A 25,114-nucleotide genomic window follows, 5' to 3' on the forward strand; every position below is an offset into this window, starting at 1 on the left:
TGTTTTTGCTCTTTGCAACCCTGTAAAGATATTGGGTATAACCTGTAAAGCTGTTATATTTGCTGTGAAAATACCTTTTATGAACATACTTTTCATAAATTCACTCAGAAAAAACCGCTGGGGTGGCGGTGAAAAATGGATGGTGGAAGCCGCTGCGGGGCTATCAGCTCTGGGGCATCATACCATTGTTGGATGTTTAAAAAATTCCTTCATAGAACATAAAGCCGTTCAAAAAGGTGTTGAAACCATTGAGTTTGGAATTCCGTCGGATATCAGTTTTTTATCCATCCCCAAATTAAAAAGAATCCTCATCAGTAAACATATTGATGTACTTGTATGCTGTCAGAATAAGGATGTCAAAATCGGAGGACGGGCAGCCCGACAGGCAGGAATTAAAGCTGTATTTTCACGTCAGGGACTGCAGCTGTTTACAAAAAAGCGAAAATATAAATACCCGTTTACCCGACTTATAGATGGAATCATCACCAATACACAATCCATAAAACAGATTTATGAATCGTTTGGCTGGTTTACAAAAGACTTTATCCATGTTATTTACAATGGAATGTCCATGCCCAAAGTAGATAAAACGTTAAACAGGCAAAAGATTTTTGGCACAACAAAAGATGAAAAAATTATATTATCAGCCGGACGATTGTCAGAACAGAAAGGATTCAGTTTCCTGATTGATGCTGCAAAAATGTGTATAGATAAAAAGCTGAACTACCGGTTTTTCATTGCCGGATCAGGAAAGCTGGAAGCAGAATTGAAATCCCGTGTAAAAGAACTTAACCTGGGTAATTATGTTCATTTTATCGGATTCATAGAAGATTTGTCAGCGTACTACAGTACTGCAGATGTATTTGTCCTTCCCTCTTTGCACGAAGGCATGCCTAATGTGGTAATGGAATCCATGGCGCACGGTACAGTGGCGATAGCAACCCGTGTAAACGGTGCTGAAGAACTTATAGAAGACAGAAAGAACGGTTTTCTTATTGAACCCGAATCAGCGGAACAAATTGCAGAAAGACTTGAAATATTTTTTTCTGACACTGTAGATCGTGAGACAATGGCAAAACAGGCAAGACTGCACATTGAAAAAAATTTTACAACCGAAGTTATGAGTAGAAAGCTGGAAACGCTGTTTCTGAACCAACTTAACAAAACGTCATGAATATCCTGTTTGTATGTTCGGCAAAATCATGGGGAGGAAATGAAAAATGGACATCCATGGCGATGAAAACACTTTCCGGACAGCACAATGTGCTTTTCTTTGGCCGCAAGAAGAAATTGGGAAATGATTTCGGAAAAGAGTTTAAAAAGGGTTTTGCGCCTATGTTCTCATACTGGGACCTATATTCATTCTATAGAGCATGGCGATTTGTAAAATCAAACCAAATTGACTGCATAGTCAGTACCAAAAAAAAGGAATATTTTATTTTTGGCATCATTTCCCGGATTCTGAAAATCAGGCATTTGATAAGGCTTGGTATTGTCAGGGATATGAATCGCCCGCTATGGCATAATCTTGTTTATAACAAACTTAATGATGGTATTATTGCCAATGCTCTCCGGATTGAAAAGAACCTAAGATCGACGTCGTTTATGTCTAACAAACCGGTTTATATCCTTTATAATGCAATTCCAGGCCTCTCGGGTTTATTAAGCATAAAAAAAGAAGTGCCTGATAAGTTTACAATTATCTGCACTGGTATGCTCACCCGAAGAAAAGGATTTCATATTCTTACAGAAGCCGTTGCAGCCTTACCTGATAACCTGAAACAAAACATTAAAGTTGTTTATATCGGACAGGGACGTGAAAAAGAGAACCTGGAGAACCAGATCAGTTCATCAGGTTTGAACCAAATGATTAAACTGGCAGGCTTCCAAAAAGAACCTGCATCATTTCTTAGAAAAGCCTCACTGTTTGTGCTGTTGTCAGAAAATGAAGGGATTTCCAATGCTCTGCTTGAAGCCATGGCATGTGGCGTTCCTGTATTGACAACTGATTCAGGGGGTTCTACCGAGTTTTTAGACTCCGGTCAAAATGGTTTTATTGTAGAGCGTAATGCTGAAACTGTCGCAAACAAACTAATTGAATTGATACAAATGCCAAATAATATTTTACGGGATATTGGGAAATCAGGACAGAAAACGGTTTCGGGATTGTTCGCCGAAGAGGTCTTTCGTAAAAACCTGTTTGAAATATTCAAATCATGAACAACACCTGATTCTGCTCGTCAGGTAATCCAGCATTCGCGATGCCTGGTTCTCACATGAATAATAGTCTTTCAACCTGCTGATATCCGGATCGCGTTTTTTCAGTTCGTTAATGCAGGCCTCTACATCGTCGTTAAAATCTTCAAGAAAGACTATACCATTGTAATACCCGGCCAGTTTAACATAGGATGGAATTTTATTCGCAATTACCGGAATACCCAGGCTGGCAAATACGAGCGCTTTATGTGAACTGTGACCCGAATTATAGGCCTCATCAATATCACGTGGCAGAAAACCAATGTCGCATTTTAATAATGCTTCAGGAAATGAATTATAGTCCCAGTCAATAAATTCGTATTTAAATTCCAGGGGAACATCTTTGACATAATCCTTTGTAATTAATCTTGTTCTACCGTCAATTACTTCCTTATATTTGTTCAGATATATGGCTTTATGCGGTACCCCTGACCATCCAAAAATCGGATTATCAAAATTTATTTTCTCTTTTACTTTATTAAAGTGTTCAAAATCGACCGGATCATCCATCACAAATACCGATTTTGCATGCGGTGCAGCTTTATCTGCAATCTTATCTGAAGCACAGATTATACCGTCACAAATAGCAGCAATCTTATGGGCAGCTTCAAGCCGTTTACTGTTGATTTCCTCGTGTTCGTCAAAAATGTTAATGCAGGTATCAAAATAAATATTGCGCGAGATAAATCGCAGGTATTGCATGAACCTGTAGTATTTAGGTTTGGGTTTTCTGAAAAAGATTGCAAAATCGTAGGTTTTAAATGGTTTATTAATATAAACTTCTATTCCCAGTTCTTTATAATACTTTTCCATCTGCAACACTCTGATCCAGTGTGATGCAGCAGCTTTATTGAAATTTGTAGTCTTTTTTGGGAAAAACAGGCCTAATCTCATGTATAAATTCAATTTATTTTCTACAAATATACAATAACCGTAAAAAGATCTGAATGACTTATAATCCCAAATAATCAAATACCTTTCCTGCAAATTCAATATTCCTGTCCCGACAAACATCAAGAGCTTCGCTATAAATCATCGCCTTGTTCAGATGACCTTTAAATGACTGAAAATCAGTATGAGGAACAGGAAACCTTAAATTAAACATCTTAGTAGAATTAGGCACAACCAGTACTTTCTTCTGCATCAATATACTCCAGTACATAGCGTGATAACTATCTGTGACTACATATTCAGATTCTCCTATAAACTTTATGACATCCTCAAATGAACTATCGTTGTAAATTACAGGATAACTGGATTCCGGTAAGTTATTAAAGCTGTGATGTTTTACAATACCGATCTCCTGCTTTGTCTCGTACTTTCTATCCAGGTTATTGCTCATACAACTGGCACACGGAACCCATTCATGCTTGTTGATATCACGGGCACCAAACAGTTTAATACCGGACATATCATGAGAGTATTTTTGCTGATAATAATCGTATGAACCCATGTTGGGATCATTATGCCCGATTCCCCAGAACACAACTTTACGGCCTTTTTCAGCCAGATGCAGGAAAAAATCAATGGAATGCTTGAAGCCTTTGCGTTCCAGAAAGCCTCCACCGCCCACAACTACATTATTCTGAGCTATCTCACTGGTCCAGTCATGGTAATCCAATTCTTCTTTAAATCCAAGAATATCAATTCTTTTCCGTCTTAATTCGGGAAAGTACAAATAGGGAGCAGAAGCTCTGTCTCCCACATTGTTTGTATTAAAACGGTGAATATTTATCACACCATCATAATCAGCACCTGCGTGCTCAATATGACGGAATTTCCTTTTTTGCAAGTAATTCCTTAACATGTTACCTCAACAATCTAATACCAATTCCAAACATCCACGAAGGGATGTTCCTCACCTATTTAATAATATCCAACAGCTGCTTTGAAATAGCTGACCAGTTATATGTCTTTATCACCCTTTTTCTTCCGTTTTTACCCATCTGAACAGCTTTATCCTCGTTATTCAGAAGATATAAAAGCTTTTGTGAAAGAGTTTCAGCATCCTCAGGTTCAACCAAAAATCCGCTATATCCTTCTTCAATGGCATCAGGCACCCCTCCTGAATTACCACCAATAACCGGTTTTTCACAAGCATTAGCCTCCAGAAAAGTAATTCCGAATCCTTCACTGTCTCCGTCCAAATATCTGCTCTGCATGACATAAATATCACACAAATTATAATGATCAACCATCTCTGAATTCTCCACATATCCCGAAAAATAAACATGATCCTCAAGCTCCAGTTCTTCGACCTGTTGCTTTAAATCAGCCATGTAATTCTCATTGTATGGTCCTGAAACAAGATAAACCACCTCTCCCAGATTGTCCTTAATCTTACTTATAGCCTTGATCACCACATCATGTCCCTTCCTCGGATTTACCCTCGCCAGTGTCATAATTATCTTTTTACCATCCAACCCGTAGCGTTCCCGCAGATAATCAGTATTGTTGTCAGGTTTAAAATAATTGTAATCCACGCCATTAGGAAGCACTGCAAGCTTAGATGATGGTGTACCAAAGTTTTCAACAATCTTTTTTCGAGTAAACTCGCTAACGGCAATAACCTTAAAACATTGATTAAATGTATATCTGAGCCATATCTTTTTCAAAAACGGCATTTTGCGGGTTACTTCCAGACCATGCGCAATGGTAATCAATTTTATCCTGTTCTTTTTACATATACCTGTCAATCCCCGAGATGCGTTCCAGGTTGTTGCTATGCAAAAATCCGGAACATCGCCACTGGCTATCTGTTCGGATAGAATACTTTTCCAGTAGAATGTCCTTTTTCGCTTCCAATCCTTTCTTTTATGATACGAAACCCGATAACCAAAGTCTTTTTCAAATTCAGGAGGATAATTATCAAAATGCCTGCAATGTACATTAACCTTTGTATTCTGCTCACTTAGCCCGTCAGCAATTCCTTTGGCCCATTGTGCAATTCCACCAACTACAGGTGGAAAATCTTCAGAACATATAGTTATTTTAAGTTGCTTCATTTTAAAATACAATATTCCCTTGTACGAAGTAAAAGATATATTTAACCCGAAAGCTATCAGAAAATATCCGGTACATTTACAAAGTCGGGGACATATTAATCAAATTTCCAAAAATCGGATTGTCATAGTTAAACCGGGCGCAAAGATAATGAATTATACTTACCAGTAAAATTGTAATATACTGGCTGCTAAACAAAAAGAAATGACCGAACATCCTTATAATGTATTTTCGATCTCCCTTTTTACCCATCCGGGAGTAATGTCAAAAAGACACTTTTTAGTTTCTGCTATCTTACATTCAGAATTCCCTTCTTTTGAACACGGGCGGCACGGCAAATCAATTTCAAGCACTCTAATGCTTTCCCCGGTAGTATGGCCAAAGGCGGTCGGCCCCATAAAGGCTATTCCGTCTTTGCCAAAAAGATCTGCAGCATGTAGAAATCCCGTATCAGCAGATACAATAAAACCAGACTGTTTAATCAGATAAAAACTTTCATTCAGATTTGTTCGGCCTGCCAGATTTAATACACGTTCAGGAGCAACATCCGCAATATCCTTAGTAAATGTATCATCAGGTCCGGCAACCACAATAAATTTATAATCCGGCATAATCTCAACCAACTTCTTCCAATGTTCCAATGGCCAGCGTTTCAATTCCCATGCAGCCGAAGGAATGATTGTTATCGTTTTATTATCAATAATAAAATCTTCCATTTTTAAAAGCTGATCTACACTGGAAGTGACCGATTGAGGGAACAACCATTTCTTATCTTTTTGTATGGAAAAATCTATACCCAGTTTACGAAGTGGCTTCTGAAAAGATATCATACCTCTGAATGGTTGTGGAATAGCATCTTTCCTGCCCAGCCTGAAAAACAAAAACCTGTTAAACCTGTATTTTTTACGGACAATTACTTTTGGTTTTGACCTGAATAACCTTAAAGTAAACGAGTTAATCACCCCACGAACAGTAAAGGAACGAATATTAAGATGTGCATCATAAATCAAATCGAACTTTTCCTTTTTCAATGATCTCGCCATTCTTATCAATCCGAAAAGCCCGTCTTCCCGATCAAATTCCCACACGCGGTGAATATGAGGATCTGTCTTCAGAATTGATGACATATCAGTCCTGGTAATCCAGTGTATTTGTGGATCATCAAATTTTCGAAATAAACCACTGGTAACAGACATACATTGTATGACGTCACCAATTGAACTAAACCGGATAATTAAAATCTTCAAATTGAAATGCTTTCAGAAAAGAAATTATATAGCTTCGTTGATAAGAACCGTAACGTTGTTTTCTTTCACTTCAACATATCCACTGCTAATGTCATAGGTTTCATACACATGTCCCCCTTTACTTAAAGATACTTTCCCTAAAGCCAGAACAGACATTAAAGGAGCATGGTTTTCCAGAACCTGGAAACTTCCATCTTCACCAGGAAATTCGGCCATATCCGCATCGCCCTTATATAGGACCTTAGTTGGTGTAATCACCTCTATATACATAGCTATTCTTTTAACAGTCTTTCTCCGTTCGCAATTGCTTCTTCAATGGAACCAACAAGGTTAAATGCCTGCTCCGGATACTTGTCCAGTTCTCCGTCCATAATCATATTGAAACCTTTGATGGTATCTTCTATCGGAACCATAACACCCTTAATTCCGGTAAACTGTTCAGCCACATGGAAAGGTTGAGAAAGGAAACGTTGAACACGACGTGCACGGTGTACCACCATTTTATCTTCTTCAGACAACTCGTCCATACCAAGAATAGCGATGATGTCCTGCAACTCTTTATACCGTTGCAAAATCTCTTTCACACGCTGCGCACAATTATAATGCTCTTCTCCCACTATGTCAGGGGTTAGAATCCTTGATGTGGAATCTAACGGGTCAACAGCCGGATAAATACCCATAGATGAAATTTTACGGCTCAGTACCGTAGTTGCATCCAGATGCGAGAATGTTGTTGCCGGAGCCGGGTCTGTCAAGTCATCCGCCGGTACATATATAGCCTGAACCGATGTAATTGATCCGTTTTTGGTAGAAGTAATTCGCTCCTGCATGTTTCCCATTTCAGTGGCCAGTGTAGGCTGATAACCTACAGCTGATGGCATACGTCCAAGTAGTGCAGATACCTCAGATCCGGCTTGTGTAAAACGGAAAATATTATCAATAAACAGTAGAATATCGCGACCAGCACCAGTGCCATCACCATCACGGAATTTTTCAGCAACAGTCAAAGCTGAAAGTACAACCCTGGCTCTTGCTCCCGGAGGTTCGTTCATCTGTCCGAATATCATGCTCACCTGTGAATCCTTAATCTGTTCTTCATCAACTTTTGACAAATCCCATCCGCCTTCTTCCATGCTTTTAAGGAATGTATCGCCATATTTTACGATTTTGGATTCAATCATTTCGCGCAAAAGGTCATTGCCTTCACGTGTACGCTCGCCCACACCGGCAAAAACCGATAATCCGGAGTGTCCCTTAGCGATGTTGTTGATCATTTCCTGAATCAGTACAGTCTTTCCCACACCAGCTCCACCAAACAATCCGATTTTACCTCCTTTCACATAAGGTTCAATCAGGTCAATAACTTTTATACCGGTATAAAGAACTTCCGTTTTTGTAGAAAGGTCTTCGTAAGCAGGAGGTTCTTTATGGATAGGTTCACTGTTGTCTTTTGATATTTCACTCAATCCGTCGATGGTTTCTCCAACCACATTTAACAAACGACCTTTAACCTGATCACCTACAGGTACTTTAATTGGCGATCCGGTAATGATAACCTTCATTCCTCTTTTAAGTCCGTCTGTAGAATCCATGGCAATAGTACGAACCGTATTTTCACCAATATGTTGTTGAATTTCAACAATTAGGGGGAAACCTGATTCTCTTGGAATTTCGAGTGCTTCGTAAATGGCAGGCAGTTCAATGCCCTCACCTTCAAAACTAACATCAACAACAGGACCAATGACCTGGGAAATTTTACCTTCTGCTAATGACATATTTCTGGTTTTTGTGTGCTAAAATATGAATTAATTGTTTGTAATAAAAGAACCCTCATTAATTTATTTTGTTCGCTTCATCAATGAATCAGCCAGATTTCTCAATTCACCTAATGCTTCAGGATCACCTGATACTTTATCTAATTCATGCATTGCCGTGTTATAGTAGGATTCCATCTTTTGTGAAGCCATATTTTTTACGTCAGTTTCATCGTATATTCTTCTTACGGCATGGTATTTTTCTTCGCGGTCAAAAGTTACGGCATTGATCCACTTATTCAGTTCCTCTTGTATATTTCCTTTTGCTTCCTTCAATGCAGTAAGCAGCAAATATGTTTTTTTGTTGGAAATGATATCACCTCCCGGCTCTTTTCCAAATTCTTCCTTATCGGCATATACATCCAGAATATCATCCATCAACTGAAATGCCAGGCCTATATTGATACCAAAATTATACAGATGGTTTGCATTTTCTACCGATGCTCCACCAGTTATAGCACCAATTTTTAAACTTGATCCAAGCAATACAGCTGTCTTTAACCGGATCATATTGAGGTATTCCTCAATTGTTACATCATCCCGGTTTTCAAAATCCATATCGTACTGCTGCCCTTCGCAGATTTCAAGCGCCACTTTCGAAAACTCGTTTTGAACTGCTGCCAGATATTCCGGGTCACACCCTGCAACGTATTGATATGCCATAATCAACATGGCATCACCGGACAGGATAGCCGTATTTTCATCCCACTTTAAATGTACCGATTGTTTTCCACGGCGAATATCAGCATTATCCATGATATCGTCGTGCAATAAGGTAAAGTTATGAAACACTTCAATGCCTACAGCAGGCATAAGTGCTTTTTCCGGTTTAGAATCAAATACAGAATGTGCCATTAAAACCATGGCAGGGCGTATGCGTTTTCCTCCATTTGCAAGCGCATAAGCAATTGGATCATATAATCCCCTGGGTTGCCTGTCAAAATTTATGTCTTCCAGTTTTTGCTCTACCTGGTTCAGCGCATCCGTAAAATTCATTGGCTATTTTAAGATTTAAGACATTAGATAAAAGATTTAAGATAAGATTGATAATTTGTCTTAGTTTTTGTGTCTTTTATCTTACGTCTATATTTAAATCAATCTATATGCTTTGAGTGACTCCGCCATTTCAGCGGCAAGTTCTTTTGCTTTTTGTCCGGCTACTTCGGCAAACTTATCAGTTGAATCGGCATAAATGATTCCCCGGGAAGAATTTACCAGCAATCCACACTGACTGTTAATGCCATATTTAACCACTTCCTGAAGACTTCCTCCCTGTGCACCAACACCGGGTACCAACAAGAAATGATCCGGAATTAATTTTCTGATATCCGAAAGCATTTCAGCTTTTGTGGCTCCCACCACATACATCATATTATTGCTATCTCCCCAATCTTTTGAAGTTTTAATAACCTCCTCAAACAGTTTATTGCCCGTTGTTTTGTCTTCTATAAACTGAAAATTATAAGCTCCTTTATTCGAAGTCAACGCCAGAAGAATCACCCACTTTTCGAAATAAGTCATAAAAGGTTTTACGGAATCTTCACCCATGTATGGCGCGACGGTCACCGCATCAAAATCCATATGATCGAAAAATGCCCGTGCATACATTGCCGAAGTATTTCCAATATCCCCGCGCTTGGCATCCGCTATAATAAATATGTTTTCGTCGACACTCCGGATATAGCTCACCGTCTTCTCGAGACTTTCCCATCCTTTAACGCCCATGGATTCATAAAAAGCCAGATTAGGTTTGTATGCAACGGTCACTTCATGTGTTGTATCAATTATCTCCTTGTTAAAAGCAAAAATTGGATCAGTGGTATCTTTTAGTTGCTTAGGAATTTTATTGATATCCGTGTCAAGACCGACACACAAGAATGATTTCTTCTGTTTTATCTGCCCAAAAAGTGCGTTAGAATCCATATTGTACGTTTTTGTGCAAAAGTAATAAACAATATCTTTTTTATAACTCTTTTATTCTAAAAGACAGTTAAAAATAGTGTCAGGTATCAGATATCAAGACTCAAGATATAAGACATAAGATAAAAGAATCGGATTTGATGTTTAAACGTATAATTGTCTTTAAGAATGAACACCAACAAAAAGCCCCTTACGGCAAATAAGGGGCATATAAATAAGTCTTGTGTCTTGAATCTTATGTCTGCAATCAGTATCCTGCTTCTTTCAGCTTTTCTGTGTTTTCAGCAATCATCAGTTTGTCAATAATATCCTGAATATCACCGTCCATAATAGCTGATAGATTATATAGTGTATAGTTGATCCTATGATCTGTCACACGTCCCTGAGGGTAGTTATATGTACGGATTTTAGCAGAACGGTCACCCGTTGACACCATTGTTTTACGTTTGGCGGACAGTTCCTCCATCCTTTTCTGATATTCCAGGTTATACAAACGTGTACGTAACTCTGCCATAGCCTTATCAAGGTTCTTTAGCTTCGACTTCTGATCCTGACAGGTTACCACAATACCGGAAGGAATATGTGTTAAACGAATTGCCGAGTAAGTCGTATTTACCGACTGACCACCAGGTCCGGATGAGCAATACTCATCACGACGGATATCCTCATTTCGCAGTTCCACATCAAATTCCTCGGCTTCGGGCAATACAGCCACAGTTGATGCGGATGTATGTACCCTTCCCTGGGTTTCGGTTTGCGGAATACGCTGCACACGATGTACTCCCGACTCGTATTTCAGAATACCGTAAACACCTTCTCCGGTTACATTGAACACAATTTCCTTATAACCGCCTGATGTTCCCTCGTTATAATGCGTAACCTCAACTTTCCAGCCTTTTGTTTCGCAATACTTTGTGTACATTCTGAACAAGTCACCTGCAAAAATACTCGCTTCATCTCCGCCGGTTCCTGCCCTGATCTCCATTACGGCATTTTTAAAATCCTCGGGATCAGCAGGAACAAGCATCAGTTTTATCTGCTCTTCCTTAGGCGCCACCTGTGGTTCCAGTTCTTCCAGTTCCATTTTAGCCATTTCACGCAACTCCGGATCACTCTCCTCTGCTAAAATTTCTTTAGCAGTTGCAATGGTATCCAGCGTTTGCTCGTAGGATCTGGCAACCTTTACGAGTTTATCTAAATCTTTATATTCCTTATTCAGTTTTACATAACGGTTCATGTCCGCAATCACTTCCGGATCGGTAATCAATTGCGACACCTCTTCGAACCTAATTTTTACGGTTTCCAGCCGATTTAAAAGATTATTCTTTTCAGCCATATAGTTTTAATAAGTAAACTCCCCAAATTCTGATCTGATGGTCAGGGAATTGACATCAGACGCCTCACAATGTCCTACAATCCTCGATTCCAGATTGAAGGATTTTGCAATATCCATCACTTTTTGTGCATGGGATTCAGGCAGATATATTTCCATCCTGTGCCCCATGTTAAACACTTTATACATTTCTTTCCAATCCGTACCGGATTCCTTCTGAATAATATCAAACAACGGTGGAACCGGAAACATATTATCTTTTATCACTCTTAAATTATTCACAAAATGCATCACCTTGGTTTGTGCCCCACCGGAACAATGCACCATCCCGTTTATTTCGGATCCCAGCTCATCCAGTACAGTCTTTATAACGGGTGCATAGGTACGTGTCGGTGATAACACCAGTTTTCCTGCATTCAGACCTAAACCTTCAATTTTATCCGTCAATCGGTATGAACCGGAATACACCAGATCATTATCGATCGCATCATCATAACTTTCAGGATATTTGTCTGCCAGATAATGTGCAAATACATCGTGACGCGCCGAAGTTAGTCCGTTGCTGCCCATTCCACCATTATATTCTTTCTCATAAGTGGTTTTACCCGAAGAAGACAAACCAACAATCACATCACCAGCTTTTATGTTATCATTGGATATCACTTTAGACCGATGCAATCGCGCAGTTACGGTAGAATCCACGATAATGGTTCTTACAAGGTCACCAACATCAGCTGTCTCACCACCAGTACTGTATACCGAAATACCCATATCCCGCATTTCCTGCATCAATTCTTCCGAACCATTAATAATAGCAGAAATAACTTCTCCGGGTATAAGGTTTTTGTTACGTCCTATGGTAGATGATACCAGAATATTTTCAACAGCTCCAACGCACAGAAGATCATCAACATTCATAATCAATGCATCCTGAGCAATTCCTTTCCAGACTGACAAATCGCCGGTTTCTTTCCAGTACATGTATGCCAGAGAAGATTTTGTGCCTGCACCATCTGCATGCATAATGTTGCAGTAGTCCGGATCACCTCCAAGATAATCGGGAACAATCTTGCAAAATGCTTTCGGAAAAATTCCCTTATCTACGTTTTTTATGGCATTATGCACATCATCTTTTGAGGCTGAAACGCCACGTTTATCATATCTTGAATTACTCTCCATTGTAAGCGTTGAAAAAATTTGTGCAAAAATACCGAACTAACACCAAAGCAGCAAATTTATTTGAGACACAAGATACAAGACGCAAGAATCAAGAAAAATCCGTCTTATGTCTTAAATCATGGTTCTTGGTTCTAAAATAAAAAATGTATTTTTGCTTAAAACAATAAAATTATGAGTAAGCCCCTTATCGAAGCCCGCGACGTAGTCAAAGCATATTCCAATCATTTAGCGCTGGATAAAGTCTCTGTCTCTGTTCCTGAGAATCATATTTTTGGTTTACTGGGACCCAACGGAGCCGGCAAAACAACGCTGATCCGGATCATTAATCAGATCACTGCACCTGATAGCGGTGAACTGTTGCTGGATGGGAAAAGAATGTCGAATCTGGATGTGGAACATATCGGCTACCTACCGGAAGAAAGAGGTTTATACCGTAAAATGAAAGTTGGGGAACAAGCACTTTACTTGTCACAGTTAAAGGGATTGAGCCGGAATGATGCTATGAAGAAGCTGAAATACTGGTTTGACAAGTTCGATATTTTACCCTGGTGGGACAAGAAAGTGGAAGAACTCTCCAAGGGAATGCAACAAAAAGTGCAGTTCATTACCACCGTATTGCACGAACCCAAACTGCTCATCTTTGATGAACCATTCAGCGGCTTTGATCCGGTAAATGCCCAGTTGTTAAAAGATGAAATTCTGGAATTAAAGAAGAAAGGAGCCACTATTATTTTCTCAACACATAACATGAGTTCTGTAGAGGAAATCTGTGATGATATTGCACTTATCAACAAATCGAAGGTAATTTTGGAAGGCAACGTAACGGATATTAAACACACGTATAAGTCCAATACGTTCAGATTCCTGATAGAAGGGAATAATTATATACTTAACGGAAACCTGCCAAAATGGGCCGGGTTGATGGATAAAAAGGAAGTAAAGGGGGACCTTCAATTGATCATCCAACTTGAAGAAGGACATAATCCGAATGACGTACTAAAAGTATTGATGAAAGATCATTCCATTCTTGGATTTGAGGAACTGATCCCCAGCATGAATGATATTTTTATCAAGGTGGTAAGTTGAAATTTCAATAACTGGCAAGTGTCTTAAGGAACGCCCCTTTTTGTTTTATATCGTAGTAAGAAATATTGTTTTTATCGCACCAGTCAACAATCTTTTCCGTGTCGTAATAATTGCATGATCGCAAAATAATACACTGTTTTATGTAAGGCTGTGCAACACTTAAATTATAAGGAAAAGCTTCCAGCAACAGATATCGTTTAACCGGTAATTCCATCAATCTGTCTTTTCGGTCCGAAACTAACTGAAATAATTCACCGCCCGCATACTGAAAATTTTTCAACCGTTCTGCATATGAACCTTGGATTCCAGCATCATTTACATAATCGGTTATACATTGATCCGGTTCATCCATGGTTGACGTATAAAATATACATGTTTTACCTGCTCTTTCTGCAATTATTGTTGAACTCGAATTAAATACAACCACTTCTCTCCTCTTTTCTGACTTATAACCAGTAATACCACTGAACAAAATCAAGGCTATTCCCAAAACAGAAACATGTTTCAACAATTTCAGATTTTGACGGTACATCATTGTAATAAGTACTATAAATATGCCGTAGAGCAACAATACCATTACAAAACTTATATTGATCCCCGAAAATACAGCATCATCCCATTCGGATACTATTTCAGGAACAAGATTAATGTAAGTTATAAGCCAGTCCAATGGTTTGGAGATAAATTCCAAAGGCACACCTGTTATTCCCAGAATAATAATAACAAAGTTGTAAATCAAAGCAATGCCAATGAAAGGGATTACGAACAGGTTTGTGACCAGGAAATACTTTGGAAACTGTTTAAACCAGTATAAAACAAGTGGTAAAGTTCCGGGTTGAGCAGCAGTAGTTACCAGTGTAACTTCAATGAATCGCTTTAACACCATAGGTTTCTCTCTCAAATAAGGCGCAGCTTTATTCATAATTAACAAGATCGACAAAACTGCACCGTAACTCAACCAGAATCCTGGTTCAAACAGGTAATGTGGATCTGCTAAAACAATAATAAAAGCACTGATAGCAATCACATTATAAATAAGATGAGGTTTTCGCAATAAGCGGGTCAGATCAATAAGTATAAACATAATTACTGCTCTTGTCACAGAAGGACTTAAGCCTGTAAATAACGCATATATCACAAGAATTACTGAGATCACCAAAAAAGAAACGTATCTTCCATATTTCCTTCTAGACAAAGGCTTTAAAAGTACAAAGATCATCATATACAATATTCCGACATGGAGACCGCTAACGGCCAAAATGTGGATAACACCAGAATTTTTGAAAGCCTCTTTTTGCTTGTCCGAGATCAGGCTTTTATCACCTGAAGTCAACGCATACAGCAACGCTGCATTTTCCGGTTTAAATCCTGCATCCTGATACAACTTCTTAAGTTTATCTTTCAGGTTCCAGACTAAATAAAAATAATCTTTTTTTACTTTCAGTATTTCTGCTGATTGCACAAAACCGTTTGAAGTAATATGCTGCCGTCGCAGGTAGGATGCAAAATCATATTCACCGGGATTCCCTTTATTTTTAATCGCATTGAATGTGGCACGGATCAAAACAACTGCTCCGGGAATGACTTCAGGATCATCATGATGCAAAAACAAACTGGCTTTATAGCTTTTAATGGAATTCTCAGCTTGTAATGTTTTAATTACTATAATTGATCTGCCTTCGGACAAAATGCGTTTGTGTTCAACCTTAGCAACCACAGTGTATTTTCCAGTTTCCGGGTAAATAATGGTATTTGACTCGTGAGTACTAAAAATAAGAAAACCTGAAATAAGCAGAAATGCGTTTAAAGCTATGCCGAAAACAATGGATCTTAATGCTTTGCGGCTGTGATAATAAATCAAAAACAGAGCGATAAGAATAGTCCAGACCAGCAGAAACCAGTTATTACTACAATCCCAAAGACGAATTAAAAAGTGGAATACAAAAATACCTGCAATAAATGCCAACAATATTCTTATAAAAGAAACAGAATATATGAAAGACTTAGGGTTCAAGGTCTTAAATTTGGATAACAACCAAATTTAAGGATTTTATTTTAAACAGATACTTTCCTTATAATACCGCTCAACAACAAGCTCGCTTTTCTTTATTGATTTCATCAACCATTCGTATCTCAAAGCATTATGTTCTTCATTCGAAAGCTGCCAGGCTATAGAACTGTTTTTTAACCTTTTAACAAGATCATGCAAACAAATGGCGGCAGAAACGGAAATGTTGTAACTTTCGGTGAAACCATACATGGGTATGCGCAAAAAGGCATCGGCATATTCTTCAACAGTTTCTGAAATACCGGATTGTTCCGTTCCAAAAACCAGTGCAAATTTTCCGTCTTCCAGATTAAAATCGTTCAGTAGTATATCGTCGGTATGGGGTGATGTGGCTATAACACGATAACCATTCTGTTTTAAATGCTTCAGGGCTTCAGACGTATTTTCAGTTTGATCATTGTATTTGTGCATGGTCAACCACTTGTCTGAGCCCAGTGCCACATCAGGATTCACATCGTAATCGTTATAATTTTCAATAATATGCACATCCTGAATACCAAAACAGTCACATGTTCTGAGTACTGCGCTGGCATTTTGAGACTGAAAAATATCTTCCAGAACGACTGTAATATATCTTGTTCGTTCGGTCAGAACCCTGTCGATTGCAGCATTTCGGTCTTCCGTGAGAAATTGCGTAAGGTATTGTATTAGTTTAAGATCAGACATGATAAAATAAAAATGGGAGTACGTCTAGTGCACTCCCAAATATCTTTACCAGAAAAACTGATTAATTTACTGCATCACCTAATTCAGCACCTGCTTTAAATTTAACAACTTTTTTGGCAGGGATTTGAATAGTAGCTTTAGTTTGAGGGTTGATACCAGTTCTGGCACCTCTTTCAGATACTGAGAAAGATCCAAAACCTACTAAACCTACACGATCACCAGCTTTAAGTGCATCAGTAACGGAAGCAACAACAGCGTCGAGGGCTTTTTTGGCATCGGCTTTGCTAAGTCCAGCTTTATCAGCAATTGCATCAATTAATTGAGCTTTGTTCATAATAAATTTTTTTTAGAGTTAACAATTAGTTTTTCTTGAAACATTCACAAATTTATAGGAAATTACCAATTAACCAAACGTTTTCAGGGAAAAATCACATTTATTTAATGATTTGTACCTTTATTTAATATTAAGAACTAAAAATATGCTGTAGAGCACCAAAAATCGCGTATGAAAGGCGTTTTAGAAAATTTGTTCAAAAAACAAGCATTTTTGATTAACAATAAATTAACAACCCCATGAACAGAATCAGAATTCAGGCATTAATAACACCAGATCCGATCAACTCATCGTTATGATACCAGGCTGCAAACTGTCCAGGTGTAATGGCGCGTTGAGGTTCATCGAAAATTATGTAAATTCCCTCCTTTCTGTAATATAATGTTGCCCGTTGAAGCGGTTGCCGGTATCTTATTCTTACGTCAAATCTTTGCTCCTCTCCGGTTCCCATTTTCAAATCTTCTCTGATCCAGTGAACCTCATCGGTTTTAATAAACAATCCTTTTCTGAATAGTCCAGGATGATCCTGGCCCTCTCCTACATATATAATATTGGTGTCAGTATTGGTTCCCAGTACAAACAGCGGTTCTTTAAATCCTCCAATATTTAACCCTTTGCGCTGACCCACCGTGTAATAATGTGCCCCGTTATGTTCGCCCACCTTTTTCCCCCGAACGGATGCAAAATCGTAAGGTGCAGACAAGCGGATCAAGTCTTCATCTGATGAAACCCTGTTATCGTGCTGATCCTTAAAGATCCGTTGTGTGGAAAATACTTCGATAACATTTCCTTTCTCCGGTTCCAGTTTTTGCTTTAAAAAGTCTGGTAAATGAACTTTTCCTACAAAACAGATCCCCTGGCTGTCTTTCCTGGTAGCCGTTGGTAATTTGACCTCTTCTGCAATTTTCCGGACATCCGGTTTTGTCAATTCACCAACTGGGAATAACGCACGGGACAATTGCTCCTGGTTCAGCTGGCATAAAAAATAACTTTGATCTTTATTTTGATCCAGACCAGCCAGAAGTGAATATACACCGTTTTGTTCTGACTTTCTGCAATAGTGACCTGTAGCAACAAGATCGGCACCTTTTTCAAGTGCAACATTCAGAAATTCATCAAATTTTATTTCACGGTTACACAATACATCCGGATTGGGAGTGCGGCCTTTACCATATTCATCAAACATATAATCCACAACCCGCTGTTTATATTTTTCAGACAAGTCGACCAATTCAATGGGTATGTCAAGTTTTTTAGCTACCATTTGCGCCAGATCCCAATCATCCTCCCAGGTACAGCTACTGGTTAAAGTTCCGGTTCTGTCGTGCCAGTTTACCATAAATAATCCATGCACATCATATCCCTGCGCTTTCAGCAAATATGCTGCCACACTGGAATCAACCCCACCCGATAAACCAACAATTATTTTCATCCTTTAAATATCAGGTATCAGGTATCAGGTATCAGGACATTTTAATTACAAATTTGGAATAATGAATTACAATTTTTGTTGACTTTTAGTTCTTTTCATTTACTTTCCCATCAGCAGTCTTCAACTACCCATAAATTATCTCCAAAATTATCTTGTGTCTTGATTCTTGATACTTGATACTAATTAAGCCACAAAGATAACAAATGAAAATTGAATCAGTGAGACTGTGAATTCAGAAATGAAGTGAACTGAAATTACAAAGTCGGACTGATTACGAGCTTTTGTCGAGGGATTTATGGTATTTAATCCCTGCCTCTTGGAGCGATAAAACGAATAATTCCTTATTGAAACCTCGTCTGTTCTGCGGTGGGGCCGTTCATTTTAAGGATTCAGTTTAATGGATTACCTGACAGGTATTTCGTTAAAAGTTCTTATTTGCTGCATACAATATCATAAATTTACAGCATATTTATTTCTGGATCATTAATTTTAATTCTGATGTAACTTTTTAAATAGCATTACGTCTTGCATATGGAAATAAGATGAGAAAGTGACGACAAAAGAGTACAATATCATAGTGGATGATTATAGCGACAGACTTTACCGTTACGTTTTAAAGATCATGAGGGATGCAGATGCATCGATGGATATCGTTCAGGAAAGTTTTGAAAAGCTTTGGAAAAACCGTGAAAAGGTTGAATTTGAAAAAGCCGGCCCCTGGCTCTTTAAAACATCATATAACGCTGTTATCGACGTCAAACGTAAAGGATACAGGCAGGTATATACCGATACACTTCCGGAACAAGGTGAAGAACGTAACTATAGCGATTTGAAAGAGATTCTGAATGAAGCGCTCTCGAAAATCAATGAAAGACAACGCACCGCTATTATATTAAGGGATTACGAAGGTTATTCTTACCAGGAGATTGGAGAAATAATGGAATTAAATGAAGGCCAGGTAAAAATAACCATTTATCGTGGAAGAGTCGCTTTAAAGGAGTACATAGGCGCATTAGACGTGGTTATTTAAAAAGTTTGAGATGAACATTAACAGAGAAAATTACGAATTATTCATTGTTGATTTGCTGGATGGAACCATCTCAGAAGATGTAAAAAAAGAATTACAGCATTTCCTGATGGAAAATCCGGATATATGGAAAGAGGTTCAGGGATTGGAAACAACATTTCTGAAACCTGAAAATATTTCATATCCGAAAAAAGCAGCATTGAAACAATCAGTCTTCGAAGACGAAGAAATTTTTAATAAAACAGCAGTAGCTTATCTGGAGAATGATATTACAGAAGGTGAAAAAGCAGATTTTGAAGCATACATCAATACACACAGTTCGGCTAAAAGAGAATTCCGTCTATTCTCGTTAACAAAATTGAAGCCCGATCTTTCTGTGTTATTTCCAGATAAAGATCTGCTTTACCATAAAACAAAGTTTATTCCCTTATTTATACGTTTTGGCAGAATTGCTTCGGTAGCGGCTATATTTCTGATTGCCTTGTTTTACTTCAAACCATGGCACATAAGAACACAGCAAGCTATTGAACAACAGCAACAACAAAAAATTGCAGAAATATCAAACCAGAGTTACGTCCAGAATTCAGATATCTTAAAAGCTGCTAATAATGAAAAACAGAATTTTAAAGAAAAAACGGATGTAAAATCTGAATCGAATTCAAATGCTGTAATTGAACAGCCTCCAAAAGTAACAGATAGAAATCCGGTTCAAACCGCATACCGTTCAGAACAGGTAGAAGAAATAACTGAAGACAGAGAAGAATACAAGGAACTGAAACCTAAGAAAGCAAAACCAGCAAAATATATTTTGATTGTCAGGCCTACAATTGCGGCCAATGATAATTACATTGCTTCCAATAATGAAAAAGCTATGCAACGTTTTGCCAAAACCGGTGAGAAAATACTGAATCAGGGAGTTAAACTGGATAGGGAACAAGTTGAAAAAGGTGTGTTGAACGTTCTCAAGCTGGCATCTAAAGACAGAATAAACTACGAAACAAATAATAATGGAAAAGTGAGTAAAATTAACGTAAACAGTGATTTACTGGCTTTTACGTTACCAATAAGAAAGAACAATAAACAATAAACTACAAACAAACAGAGATTATGAAACGATTAACAGTTTTACTAGGGGGATTACTTGTGTTTATCTGGTCAATAAGCGCACAGGACACTACAAAATTGGATGTAGGTGCAAAAGGAGAAGTAACTGTTGTAAATAAGGGCACGTCAACGGTAATAACCATTGATGCAGATAGTCTGAACCAGGTTATTGAGACTGTTGCATCCGAATTGGTAGAAAGCATGAACATGATGCTAAAAGAGCTTTCTGCAAGCATGGATGAAATGTCAAAGGAACTGGACAAAGCGATAAAAGAACAGAATGACATTGATCTAATTGAACAGCAACTGGTAGCTGACGAACAAAATAAAATGGCAAAAAAAGAGGTTGAAACCATTAAAAAAGATCTGGAAGTCCAGAAGCAGGCCATGAAAGAACAACAGGCTGATCTGCAAAAACAAATGAAAGCCAACGAAGCTGAATACCGTAAACAGCTGGCACAAATGGAACAGTACAAAAAGGTTAAGGATGCCATTATAGAGAACCGTGATGAACTGGAAAATATCAACGGTAAAGTCACCATAGAAATAGCAGAACCAGTATTAAAATCCACATCAATTACAAAAAAATCAAATGCCGATACAACTGAGGTAAAAATTGTGGGCAAGTCTGTTGTAAAAGTTGTTGACGGAAGTGATGCATCGGAACTTGCCATTGGCGGATACGATAACATCTATATTGCAGATAAAGGCGGGGACACTGTTGAAGTCAGGTTAGGTAAAAAAATGATGCGTGTAACTGACATTAACGGTAAAGCTGATGTTACTTTCGACAGGATTCAAAATGATGATGACAATGATGTAGCAGAACATCATGAAAAAAAGGGAAAATTCAAAGGTCACTGGTCAACACTCGATCTTGGGCTGAATACTTTTACGTCACCCGATTACAGCATGTATGGAGCTAATCCCGGTTTTTCACCAACCAATGAATTTATGGAACTGAATTACAATAAATCCATTGAGGTTAATATTAATCCTTTCCACGTAAACCTTGGAATAATTAACGGCAGAACCCCGCATTCAGCTAAAATGGGAATCGTTACAGGCTTAGGTTTCAGCTTCAACAATTATACTTTTGACAACAACCTAACCATAGCGAAATTAAATAATCGCATAGAACCGGTTGATCTGGCAACAATTCCGGTTCAAGCCAAGAAAACCAAACTTACAACCTCCTACCTGACTGTTCCGGTTATGCTTGAGATTACACTTCCGGGAGGAGACGCATTTATTTCTGCGGGTGCTATTGGTGCTTTAAAACTTGGATCAAGAACCAAGTACAAAACTGAAAACGTAAAACAAAAAGACCGTGGCGATTACTATCTTAATCCGTTCAGATATGGTTTTACAGCCAGAGTTGGTTACAAAGGAATAAGCCTTTACGGCACTTACTATGTTTCAGAATTATTTCAGGAAAACAAGGGACCGGTTACCACTCCTTTTTCAATAGGTATCGGTATCATGTAATACTAAATTCGTTTTAATCATTTTTAGACAGGTGTTGGATTCAGCACCTGTCTTTTTTTTATATCAGCCCCATATTTTTCATTAAAATAGTGGCATTCATCGTTGTCGTTACACCTTCTCTGAGCGTATAATCATAAATTACCTTCTCCCCTTCAAATCGCAATTCAAAACATATAAGGTGGAAACGTTTGTCATTTTCAGCCAATACTTTCAATTCCAAATCGTGCGTGGCAACCAAACCACAAACAGGTAACTCAACCATTTTCCCAAGCAGGAGTATCGATCCTTTTCTCTTATCTTCCGAGTTTGTGCCTTTCAGCGGTTCATCAATGGCTATCACTACCGGTTCACCCTTGGCAGCTTCTTCCATCATCTGCTTTAACCGGATCAGCTCTGCCTGAAAATACGACACATCATCTATAAGATTATCAAACGTTCGAATACTGGAGAAGATGGATGCTGGTTTATAACTAAACTCCTTAGCGCAAACGGCTGATCCTGTCGAGGCAAGAACCAAATTGATTAAAGCAGTACGCAAAAAGGTACTCTTACCAGACATATTAGCTCCGGTCACAATATGCAATTCTCCGGTTGATGTAATTGTAAAATTATTACAAACCCGCTTTTCTGCATCAATTAACGGGTGACCAAGTTCTTCTGATTTCAAAAACCAGGTCCCTTCAGGATCAGGAAAAATAAAGTCAGGATTGTTAAAATTAAAATTTGCAATGCTAATCAGTTCATCAAACTCAGCAATATGGGCCATCCAAAGAGGAACTTCATTTTTATATTTTTTCAGCCAGCGGTTAAACCTGAGAATCAACCACAAATCTCTCATGTAAACGCCATTCAATAAAAATGAAACCACCATATTCATCCGGTTTTCAAATGCATTCAGCAAAAGTTCGGATTGCTTAATGGCACTCAGCGCAGAGCCATCCTTTTCAATAAGTTCCCTTTTGAGATTGGCAATTAATTCTGATCGAAATGTATATTTTTCAATGGTTTTAAGTAATCGTGCATCCCTTTTCAGGTTTTTACTTATACTGTCGATAATTCGATGGTACCCGTTAATACGTTTTACATAGTTCCCTACAATCGCAAGTTGAAGAATGAACATAGTAAACGGTACATTATTGGAAACTTTTTCTGCTGATGCTAACACAACACTTAAAATAAAAACCAGCGGGAAAAGGATCAGCAAAAGACGATAAATTATATTCTCAGAATTTATTGTTAATAATTCATCTGATTCAAGCAGTTTGTTTACATCATCTTCAGGAACGTGTGGATTGAGGTATTTTTCAACGATAAAACCTTGTCTTAGTTCTGTATTTTCAGCCAGTTCGCCTACGGAAGCCTGCCGTGCTTTTATTTCATTTGTGTTCTTATTCACAACCTTCAATGTTTCAGAGAGTCGGGCTTCTCCCAACGGAGTTACGGTTCTGTTTATATGCTTAAACAGCGAACCTTCTCCAAAAACATCAATATCAAAGCTATACGGGTGTTTCGGATCAATATTGGCTGAACCATTACTAAAAATACGATGTGAGTGATTCTTGTCTGACGCTATCTCGTCTTCGCTTAATGCCTTCAGAGCTCTTTTCAGCTTTAAACGGGCTACTAATTTGCCGTCGATTAATAATATGGCAACAAAGGCAGCTATAGCTGTTAATGGCATAAAAAATGAATAACCCACAGCAAACAAATAAACAGACACTCCTGATAAGAGAAACAGGATTAACCGGACAAATGAAAAAATATTATGTCTGCCGGATAACTGAGCTATTTCCGCTTCCAGTAATTCAATTCTTTTTCTATACGCATCAAACGGTTTCATAGATCAAAATAATTAAACAAAAAAGGGTGCTGAAAAGCACCCCTAAATATAGAACAAATGATTTGATTACATCAAAAAGCTTAATAAAATACCGGCTCCAACAGCAGAACCAATTACACCGGATACGTTAGGTGCCATGGCATGCATTAATAGGTGGTTGGTAGGATCAGCCTTAAGACCCTGATGTTGAACCACCCTTGCGCTATCCGGAACAGCAGAAACACCGGCTGCACCAATCAGCGGATTAATTTTGCGGTCACCCTTCAGGAACAGGTTCATAACTTTAGCAAAAATAAGACCTCCTGAGGTTGCAATACAGAAAGAAACAGCACCAAGGAAAAAGATCTTGATGGAATCCCAGGTTAAAAATACATCCGCCTGAGTAGAAGCTCCAACGGTTACACCTAACAAAATTGTTACAATGTCAATCATTGAAGTTCTTGCAGTTTCTGCCAAACGGTTGGTAACGCCGGATTCTTTCAGAAGGTTTCCAAAAAACAACATACCTAAAAGAGGCAGAGCACTTGGGGCAATAAACAGAGTTAGGATCAAACCGAGAATCGGGAAAACCACTTTTTCTGTTTTTGATACAGCTCTTGGAGGTTTCATTCTGATTTTAGTTTCTTTCTCTGTGATCAAAAGACGCATGAAAGGCGGCTGTATTACAGGGACAAGTGCCATGTAGGAATAAGCCGCAATTGCAATTGGACCTATCAGATGAGGAGCCAGCTTTGATGAAAGAAAGATCGCAGTAGGACCATCCGCACCACCGATAATACCGATTGCACCGGCCTCAGGCAAGGTAAAACCAAGTGCCACAGCACCTAGAAACGTTCCAAAAATACCAACCTGAGCAGCAGCTCCAAGAAGGAATAGTTTTGGATTTGAGATCAGAGACGAAAAGTCCGTCATCGCACCAATTCCCAAAAATATCAAAGGTGGATATATCCCCTGACGGACACCATAATATAGATAATTCATCACAGAACCCTGCTCATATATTCCAATCTTATAGCCTGTTAAGAATGGTATATTTCCTAACAGAATACCTGTACCGATTGGAATCAGCAACAACGGTTCATAATTTTTCGTGATAGCCAGTGTAATGAAAAAGATACCAACCCCAATCATAATAAGGTTTCTCAAATCGAAATTTGCAAAACCGGTAAAATCCCATAGTTTGAGTAATCCTCTCATTACACCTGTGGTAGTTTCGGTATTAGCCCCGCTCTGCGCATAGCCAATAACATAGTTTATGGCCAGCAACACTCCGACGATACCGATCATCACGATGCTTTTCTTATTGTTAAATTTCAT

At 38.4% G+C, this 25,114-nt stretch carries 22 protein-coding genes; 6 read left to right on the forward strand and 16 right to left on the reverse strand.

The features are described 5' to 3' along the window. Positions 1–79: 79 nt before the first annotated feature. Positions 80–1,174 carry a glycosyltransferase family 4 protein gene (locus ACE1ET_RS03155; protein WP_375726910.1) on the forward strand — a complete coding sequence of 365 codons (1,095 nt, stop codon included), beginning with the start codon at positions 80–82 and terminating at the stop codon, positions 1,172–1,174. Further along, positions 1,171–2,220 (forward strand): glycosyltransferase, encoded by a 1,050-nt coding sequence (locus tag ACE1ET_RS03160; RefSeq protein WP_375726911.1) that lies wholly within the window; start codon positions 1,171–1,173, stop codon positions 2,218–2,220. The genes ACE1ET_RS03155 and ACE1ET_RS03160 overlap by 4 nt, the downstream gene beginning before the upstream one ends. Here ACE1ET_RS03160 and ACE1ET_RS03165 read toward each other — a convergent pair. From ACE1ET_RS03165 to ACE1ET_RS03210, 10 genes are all read right to left on the reverse strand, one after another. Next, on the reverse strand, positions 2,215–3,150 hold the full coding sequence (locus ACE1ET_RS03165; RefSeq protein ID WP_375726912.1) for a glycosyltransferase family protein: 936 nt from the start codon (positions 3,148–3,150) through the stop codon (positions 2,215–2,217). The two genes, ACE1ET_RS03160 and ACE1ET_RS03165, sit on opposite strands and share 6 nt — an antisense overlap. Positions 3,151–3,208: 58 nt before the next feature. Beyond that, the gene (locus tag ACE1ET_RS03170) at positions 3,209–4,063 is read right to left on the reverse strand and encodes a polysaccharide pyruvyl transferase family protein (protein ID WP_375726913.1); all 855 of its coding nucleotides are present in this window, start codon (positions 4,061–4,063) and stop codon (positions 3,209–3,211) included. 55 nt (positions 4,064–4,118) lie between these two features. Further along, positions 4,119–5,261, reverse strand: a complete 1,143-nt coding sequence (locus ACE1ET_RS03175; RefSeq protein ID WP_375726914.1) for a glycosyltransferase family 4 protein — start codon at positions 5,259–5,261, stop codon at positions 4,119–4,121. Between the two features lie 216 nt (positions 5,262–5,477). After that, a complete protein-coding gene (locus ACE1ET_RS03180; protein ID WP_375726915.1) occupies positions 5,478–6,506 on the reverse strand; it encodes a glycosyltransferase family 9 protein in 1,029 nt (342 codons plus the stop codon). Positions 6,507–6,530: 24 nt separating this feature from the next. Continuing rightward, a complete protein-coding gene (atpC, locus tag ACE1ET_RS03185) occupies positions 6,531–6,776 on the reverse strand; it encodes an ATP synthase F1 subunit epsilon (RefSeq protein ID WP_375726916.1) in 246 nt (81 codons plus the stop codon). Positions 6,777–6,778: 2 nt separating this feature from the next. Beyond that, complete coding sequence (gene atpD, locus ACE1ET_RS03190; protein WP_375726917.1) at positions 6,779–8,281, reverse strand: F0F1 ATP synthase subunit beta; 1,503 nt, start codon at positions 8,279–8,281, stop codon at positions 6,779–6,781. A 63-nt stretch (positions 8,282–8,344) separates the two neighbouring features. Then, positions 8,345–9,316 carry a polyprenyl synthetase family protein gene (locus tag ACE1ET_RS03195; protein WP_375726918.1) on the reverse strand — a complete coding sequence of 324 codons (972 nt, stop codon included), beginning with the start codon at positions 9,314–9,316 and terminating at the stop codon, positions 8,345–8,347. Between the two features lie 93 nt (positions 9,317–9,409). Continuing rightward, positions 9,410–10,243, reverse strand: coding sequence for an orotidine-5'-phosphate decarboxylase (pyrF, locus tag ACE1ET_RS03200; RefSeq protein ID WP_375726919.1), 834 nt, complete (start codon positions 10,241–10,243; stop codon positions 9,410–9,412). A 244-nt stretch (positions 10,244–10,487) separates the two neighbouring features. Beyond that, complete coding sequence (gene prfA, locus ACE1ET_RS03205; RefSeq protein WP_375726920.1) at positions 10,488–11,576, reverse strand: peptide chain release factor 1; 1,089 nt, start codon at positions 11,574–11,576, stop codon at positions 10,488–10,490. 6 nt (positions 11,577–11,582) lie between these two features. Further along, positions 11,583–12,752 carry an AIR synthase related protein gene (locus ACE1ET_RS03210; protein WP_375726921.1) on the reverse strand — a complete coding sequence of 390 codons (1,170 nt, stop codon included), beginning with the start codon at positions 12,750–12,752 and terminating at the stop codon, positions 11,583–11,585. Between the two features lie 171 nt (positions 12,753–12,923). Here ACE1ET_RS03210 and ACE1ET_RS03215 point away from each other — a divergent pair, with 171 nt between their 5' ends. Continuing rightward, the gene (locus ACE1ET_RS03215; protein ID WP_375726922.1) at positions 12,924–13,838 is read left to right on the forward strand and encodes an ABC transporter ATP-binding protein; all 915 of its coding nucleotides are present in this window, start codon (positions 12,924–12,926) and stop codon (positions 13,836–13,838) included. Between the two features lie 4 nt (positions 13,839–13,842). Here ACE1ET_RS03215 and ACE1ET_RS03220 read toward each other — a convergent pair whose 3' ends face one another. The 4 genes from ACE1ET_RS03220 to mnmA form a co-directional block, all read right to left on the reverse strand. Further along, positions 13,843–15,852: a ComEC/Rec2 family competence protein gene (locus tag ACE1ET_RS03220; RefSeq protein WP_375726923.1), complete on the reverse strand. Its 2,010-nt coding sequence runs from the start codon at positions 15,850–15,852 to the stop codon at positions 13,843–13,845. A 36-nt stretch (positions 15,853–15,888) separates the two neighbouring features. Continuing rightward, the gene (locus ACE1ET_RS03225; RefSeq protein WP_375726924.1) at positions 15,889–16,572 is read right to left on the reverse strand and encodes a TrmH family RNA methyltransferase; all 684 of its coding nucleotides are present in this window, start codon (positions 16,570–16,572) and stop codon (positions 15,889–15,891) included. Between the two features lie 61 nt (positions 16,573–16,633). Beyond that, complete coding sequence (locus ACE1ET_RS03230) at positions 16,634–16,906, reverse strand: HU family DNA-binding protein (RefSeq protein WP_375718977.1); 273 nt, start codon at positions 16,904–16,906, stop codon at positions 16,634–16,636. 256 nt (positions 16,907–17,162) lie between these two features. Next, entirely contained in the window at positions 17,163–18,338 is a 1,176-nt protein-coding gene (gene mnmA / locus ACE1ET_RS03235) for a tRNA 2-thiouridine(34) synthase MnmA (protein ID WP_375726925.1), read from the reverse strand. Between the two features lie 550 nt (positions 18,339–18,888). On the opposite strand from mnmA, the gene ACE1ET_RS03240 reads away from it, so the two are divergent. The 3 genes from ACE1ET_RS03240 to ACE1ET_RS03250 are packed head-to-tail and all read left to right on the forward strand — an operon-like array spanning position 18,889 to position 21,957. Beyond that, entirely contained in the window at positions 18,889–19,368 is a 480-nt protein-coding gene (locus tag ACE1ET_RS03240) for an RNA polymerase sigma factor (protein WP_375726926.1), read from the forward strand. 10 nt (positions 19,369–19,378) lie between these two features. Continuing rightward, positions 19,379–20,452 (forward strand): hypothetical protein, encoded by a 1,074-nt coding sequence (locus tag ACE1ET_RS03245; protein ID WP_375726927.1) that lies wholly within the window; start codon positions 19,379–19,381, stop codon positions 20,450–20,452. 20 nt (positions 20,453–20,472) lie between these two features. Continuing rightward, positions 20,473–21,957 (forward strand): outer membrane beta-barrel protein, encoded by a 1,485-nt coding sequence (locus ACE1ET_RS03250; protein WP_375726928.1) that lies wholly within the window; start codon positions 20,473–20,475, stop codon positions 21,955–21,957. Between the two features lie 58 nt (positions 21,958–22,015). Here the strand turns inward: ACE1ET_RS03250 and ACE1ET_RS03255 are convergent, their stop codons facing one another. Next, entirely contained in the window at positions 22,016–23,797 is a 1,782-nt protein-coding gene (locus ACE1ET_RS03255) for a MutS-related protein (protein WP_375726929.1), read from the reverse strand. 66 nt (positions 23,798–23,863) lie between these two features. After that, positions 23,864–25,114 carry a sodium ion-translocating decarboxylase subunit beta gene (locus ACE1ET_RS03260; RefSeq protein WP_473774468.1) on the reverse strand — a complete coding sequence of 417 codons (1,251 nt, stop codon included), beginning with the start codon at positions 25,112–25,114 and terminating at the stop codon, positions 23,864–23,866.

This window comes from Quyinboa mangrovi, assembly GCF_042219825.1.
GTDB lineage: Bacteria > Bacteroidota > Bacteroidia > Bacteroidales > UBA5342 > JBHJHP01.

Bases quoted from the DNA above. Each gene is read 5' to 3' on its own strand.
- ACE1ET_RS03155 (WP_375726910.1), top strand. From the start codon at position 80: ATGAACATACTTTTCATAAATTCACTCAGAAAAAACCGCTGGGGTGGC.
- ACE1ET_RS03160 (WP_375726911.1), top strand. From the start codon at position 1,171: ATGAATATCCTGTTTGTATGTTCGGCAAAATCATGGGGAGGAAATGAA.
- ACE1ET_RS03165 (WP_375726912.1), bottom strand. From the start codon at position 3,150: ATGAGATTAGGCCTGTTTTTCCCAAAAAAGACTACAAATTTCAATAAA.
- ACE1ET_RS03170 (WP_375726913.1), bottom strand. From the start codon at position 4,063: ATGTTAAGGAATTACTTGCAAAAAAGGAAATTCCGTCATATTGAGCAC.
- ACE1ET_RS03175 (WP_375726914.1), bottom strand. From the start codon at position 5,261: ATGAAGCAACTTAAAATAACTATATGTTCTGAAGATTTTCCACCTGTA.
- atpC (WP_375726916.1), bottom strand. From the start codon at position 6,776: ATGTATATAGAGGTGATTACACCAACTAAGGTCCTATATAAGGGCGAT.
- atpD (WP_375726917.1), bottom strand. From the start codon at position 8,281: ATGTCATTAGCAGAAGGTAAAATTTCCCAGGTCATTGGTCCTGTTGTT.
- ACE1ET_RS03195 (WP_375726918.1), bottom strand. From the start codon at position 9,316: ATGAATTTTACGGATGCGCTGAACCAGGTAGAGCAAAAACTGGAAGAC.
- pyrF (WP_375726919.1), bottom strand. From the start codon at position 10,243: ATGGATTCTAACGCACTTTTTGGGCAGATAAAACAGAAGAAATCATTC.
- prfA (WP_375726920.1), bottom strand. From the start codon at position 11,576: ATGGCTGAAAAGAATAATCTTTTAAATCGGCTGGAAACCGTAAAAATT.
- ACE1ET_RS03210 (WP_375726921.1), bottom strand. From the start codon at position 12,752: ATGGAGAGTAATTCAAGATATGATAAACGTGGCGTTTCAGCCTCAAAA.
- ACE1ET_RS03215 (WP_375726922.1), top strand. From the start codon at position 12,924: ATGAGTAAGCCCCTTATCGAAGCCCGCGACGTAGTCAAAGCATATTCC.
- ACE1ET_RS03225 (WP_375726924.1), bottom strand. From the start codon at position 16,572: ATGTCTGATCTTAAACTAATACAATACCTTACGCAATTTCTCACGGAA.
- ACE1ET_RS03230 (WP_375718977.1), bottom strand. From the start codon at position 16,906: ATGAACAAAGCTCAATTAATTGATGCAATTGCTGATAAAGCTGGACTT.
- mnmA (WP_375726925.1), bottom strand. From the start codon at position 18,338: ATGAAAATAATTGTTGGTTTATCGGGTGGGGTTGATTCCAGTGTGGCA.
- ACE1ET_RS03245 (WP_375726927.1), top strand. From the start codon at position 19,379: ATGAACATTAACAGAGAAAATTACGAATTATTCATTGTTGATTTGCTG.
- ACE1ET_RS03250 (WP_375726928.1), top strand. From the start codon at position 20,473: ATGAAACGATTAACAGTTTTACTAGGGGGATTACTTGTGTTTATCTGG.
- ACE1ET_RS03255 (WP_375726929.1), bottom strand. From the start codon at position 23,797: ATGAAACCGTTTGATGCGTATAGAAAAAGAATTGAATTACTGGAAGCG.
- ACE1ET_RS03260 (WP_473774468.1), bottom strand. From the start codon at position 25,114: ATGAAATTTAACAATAAGAAAAGCATCGTGATGATCGGTATCGTCGGA.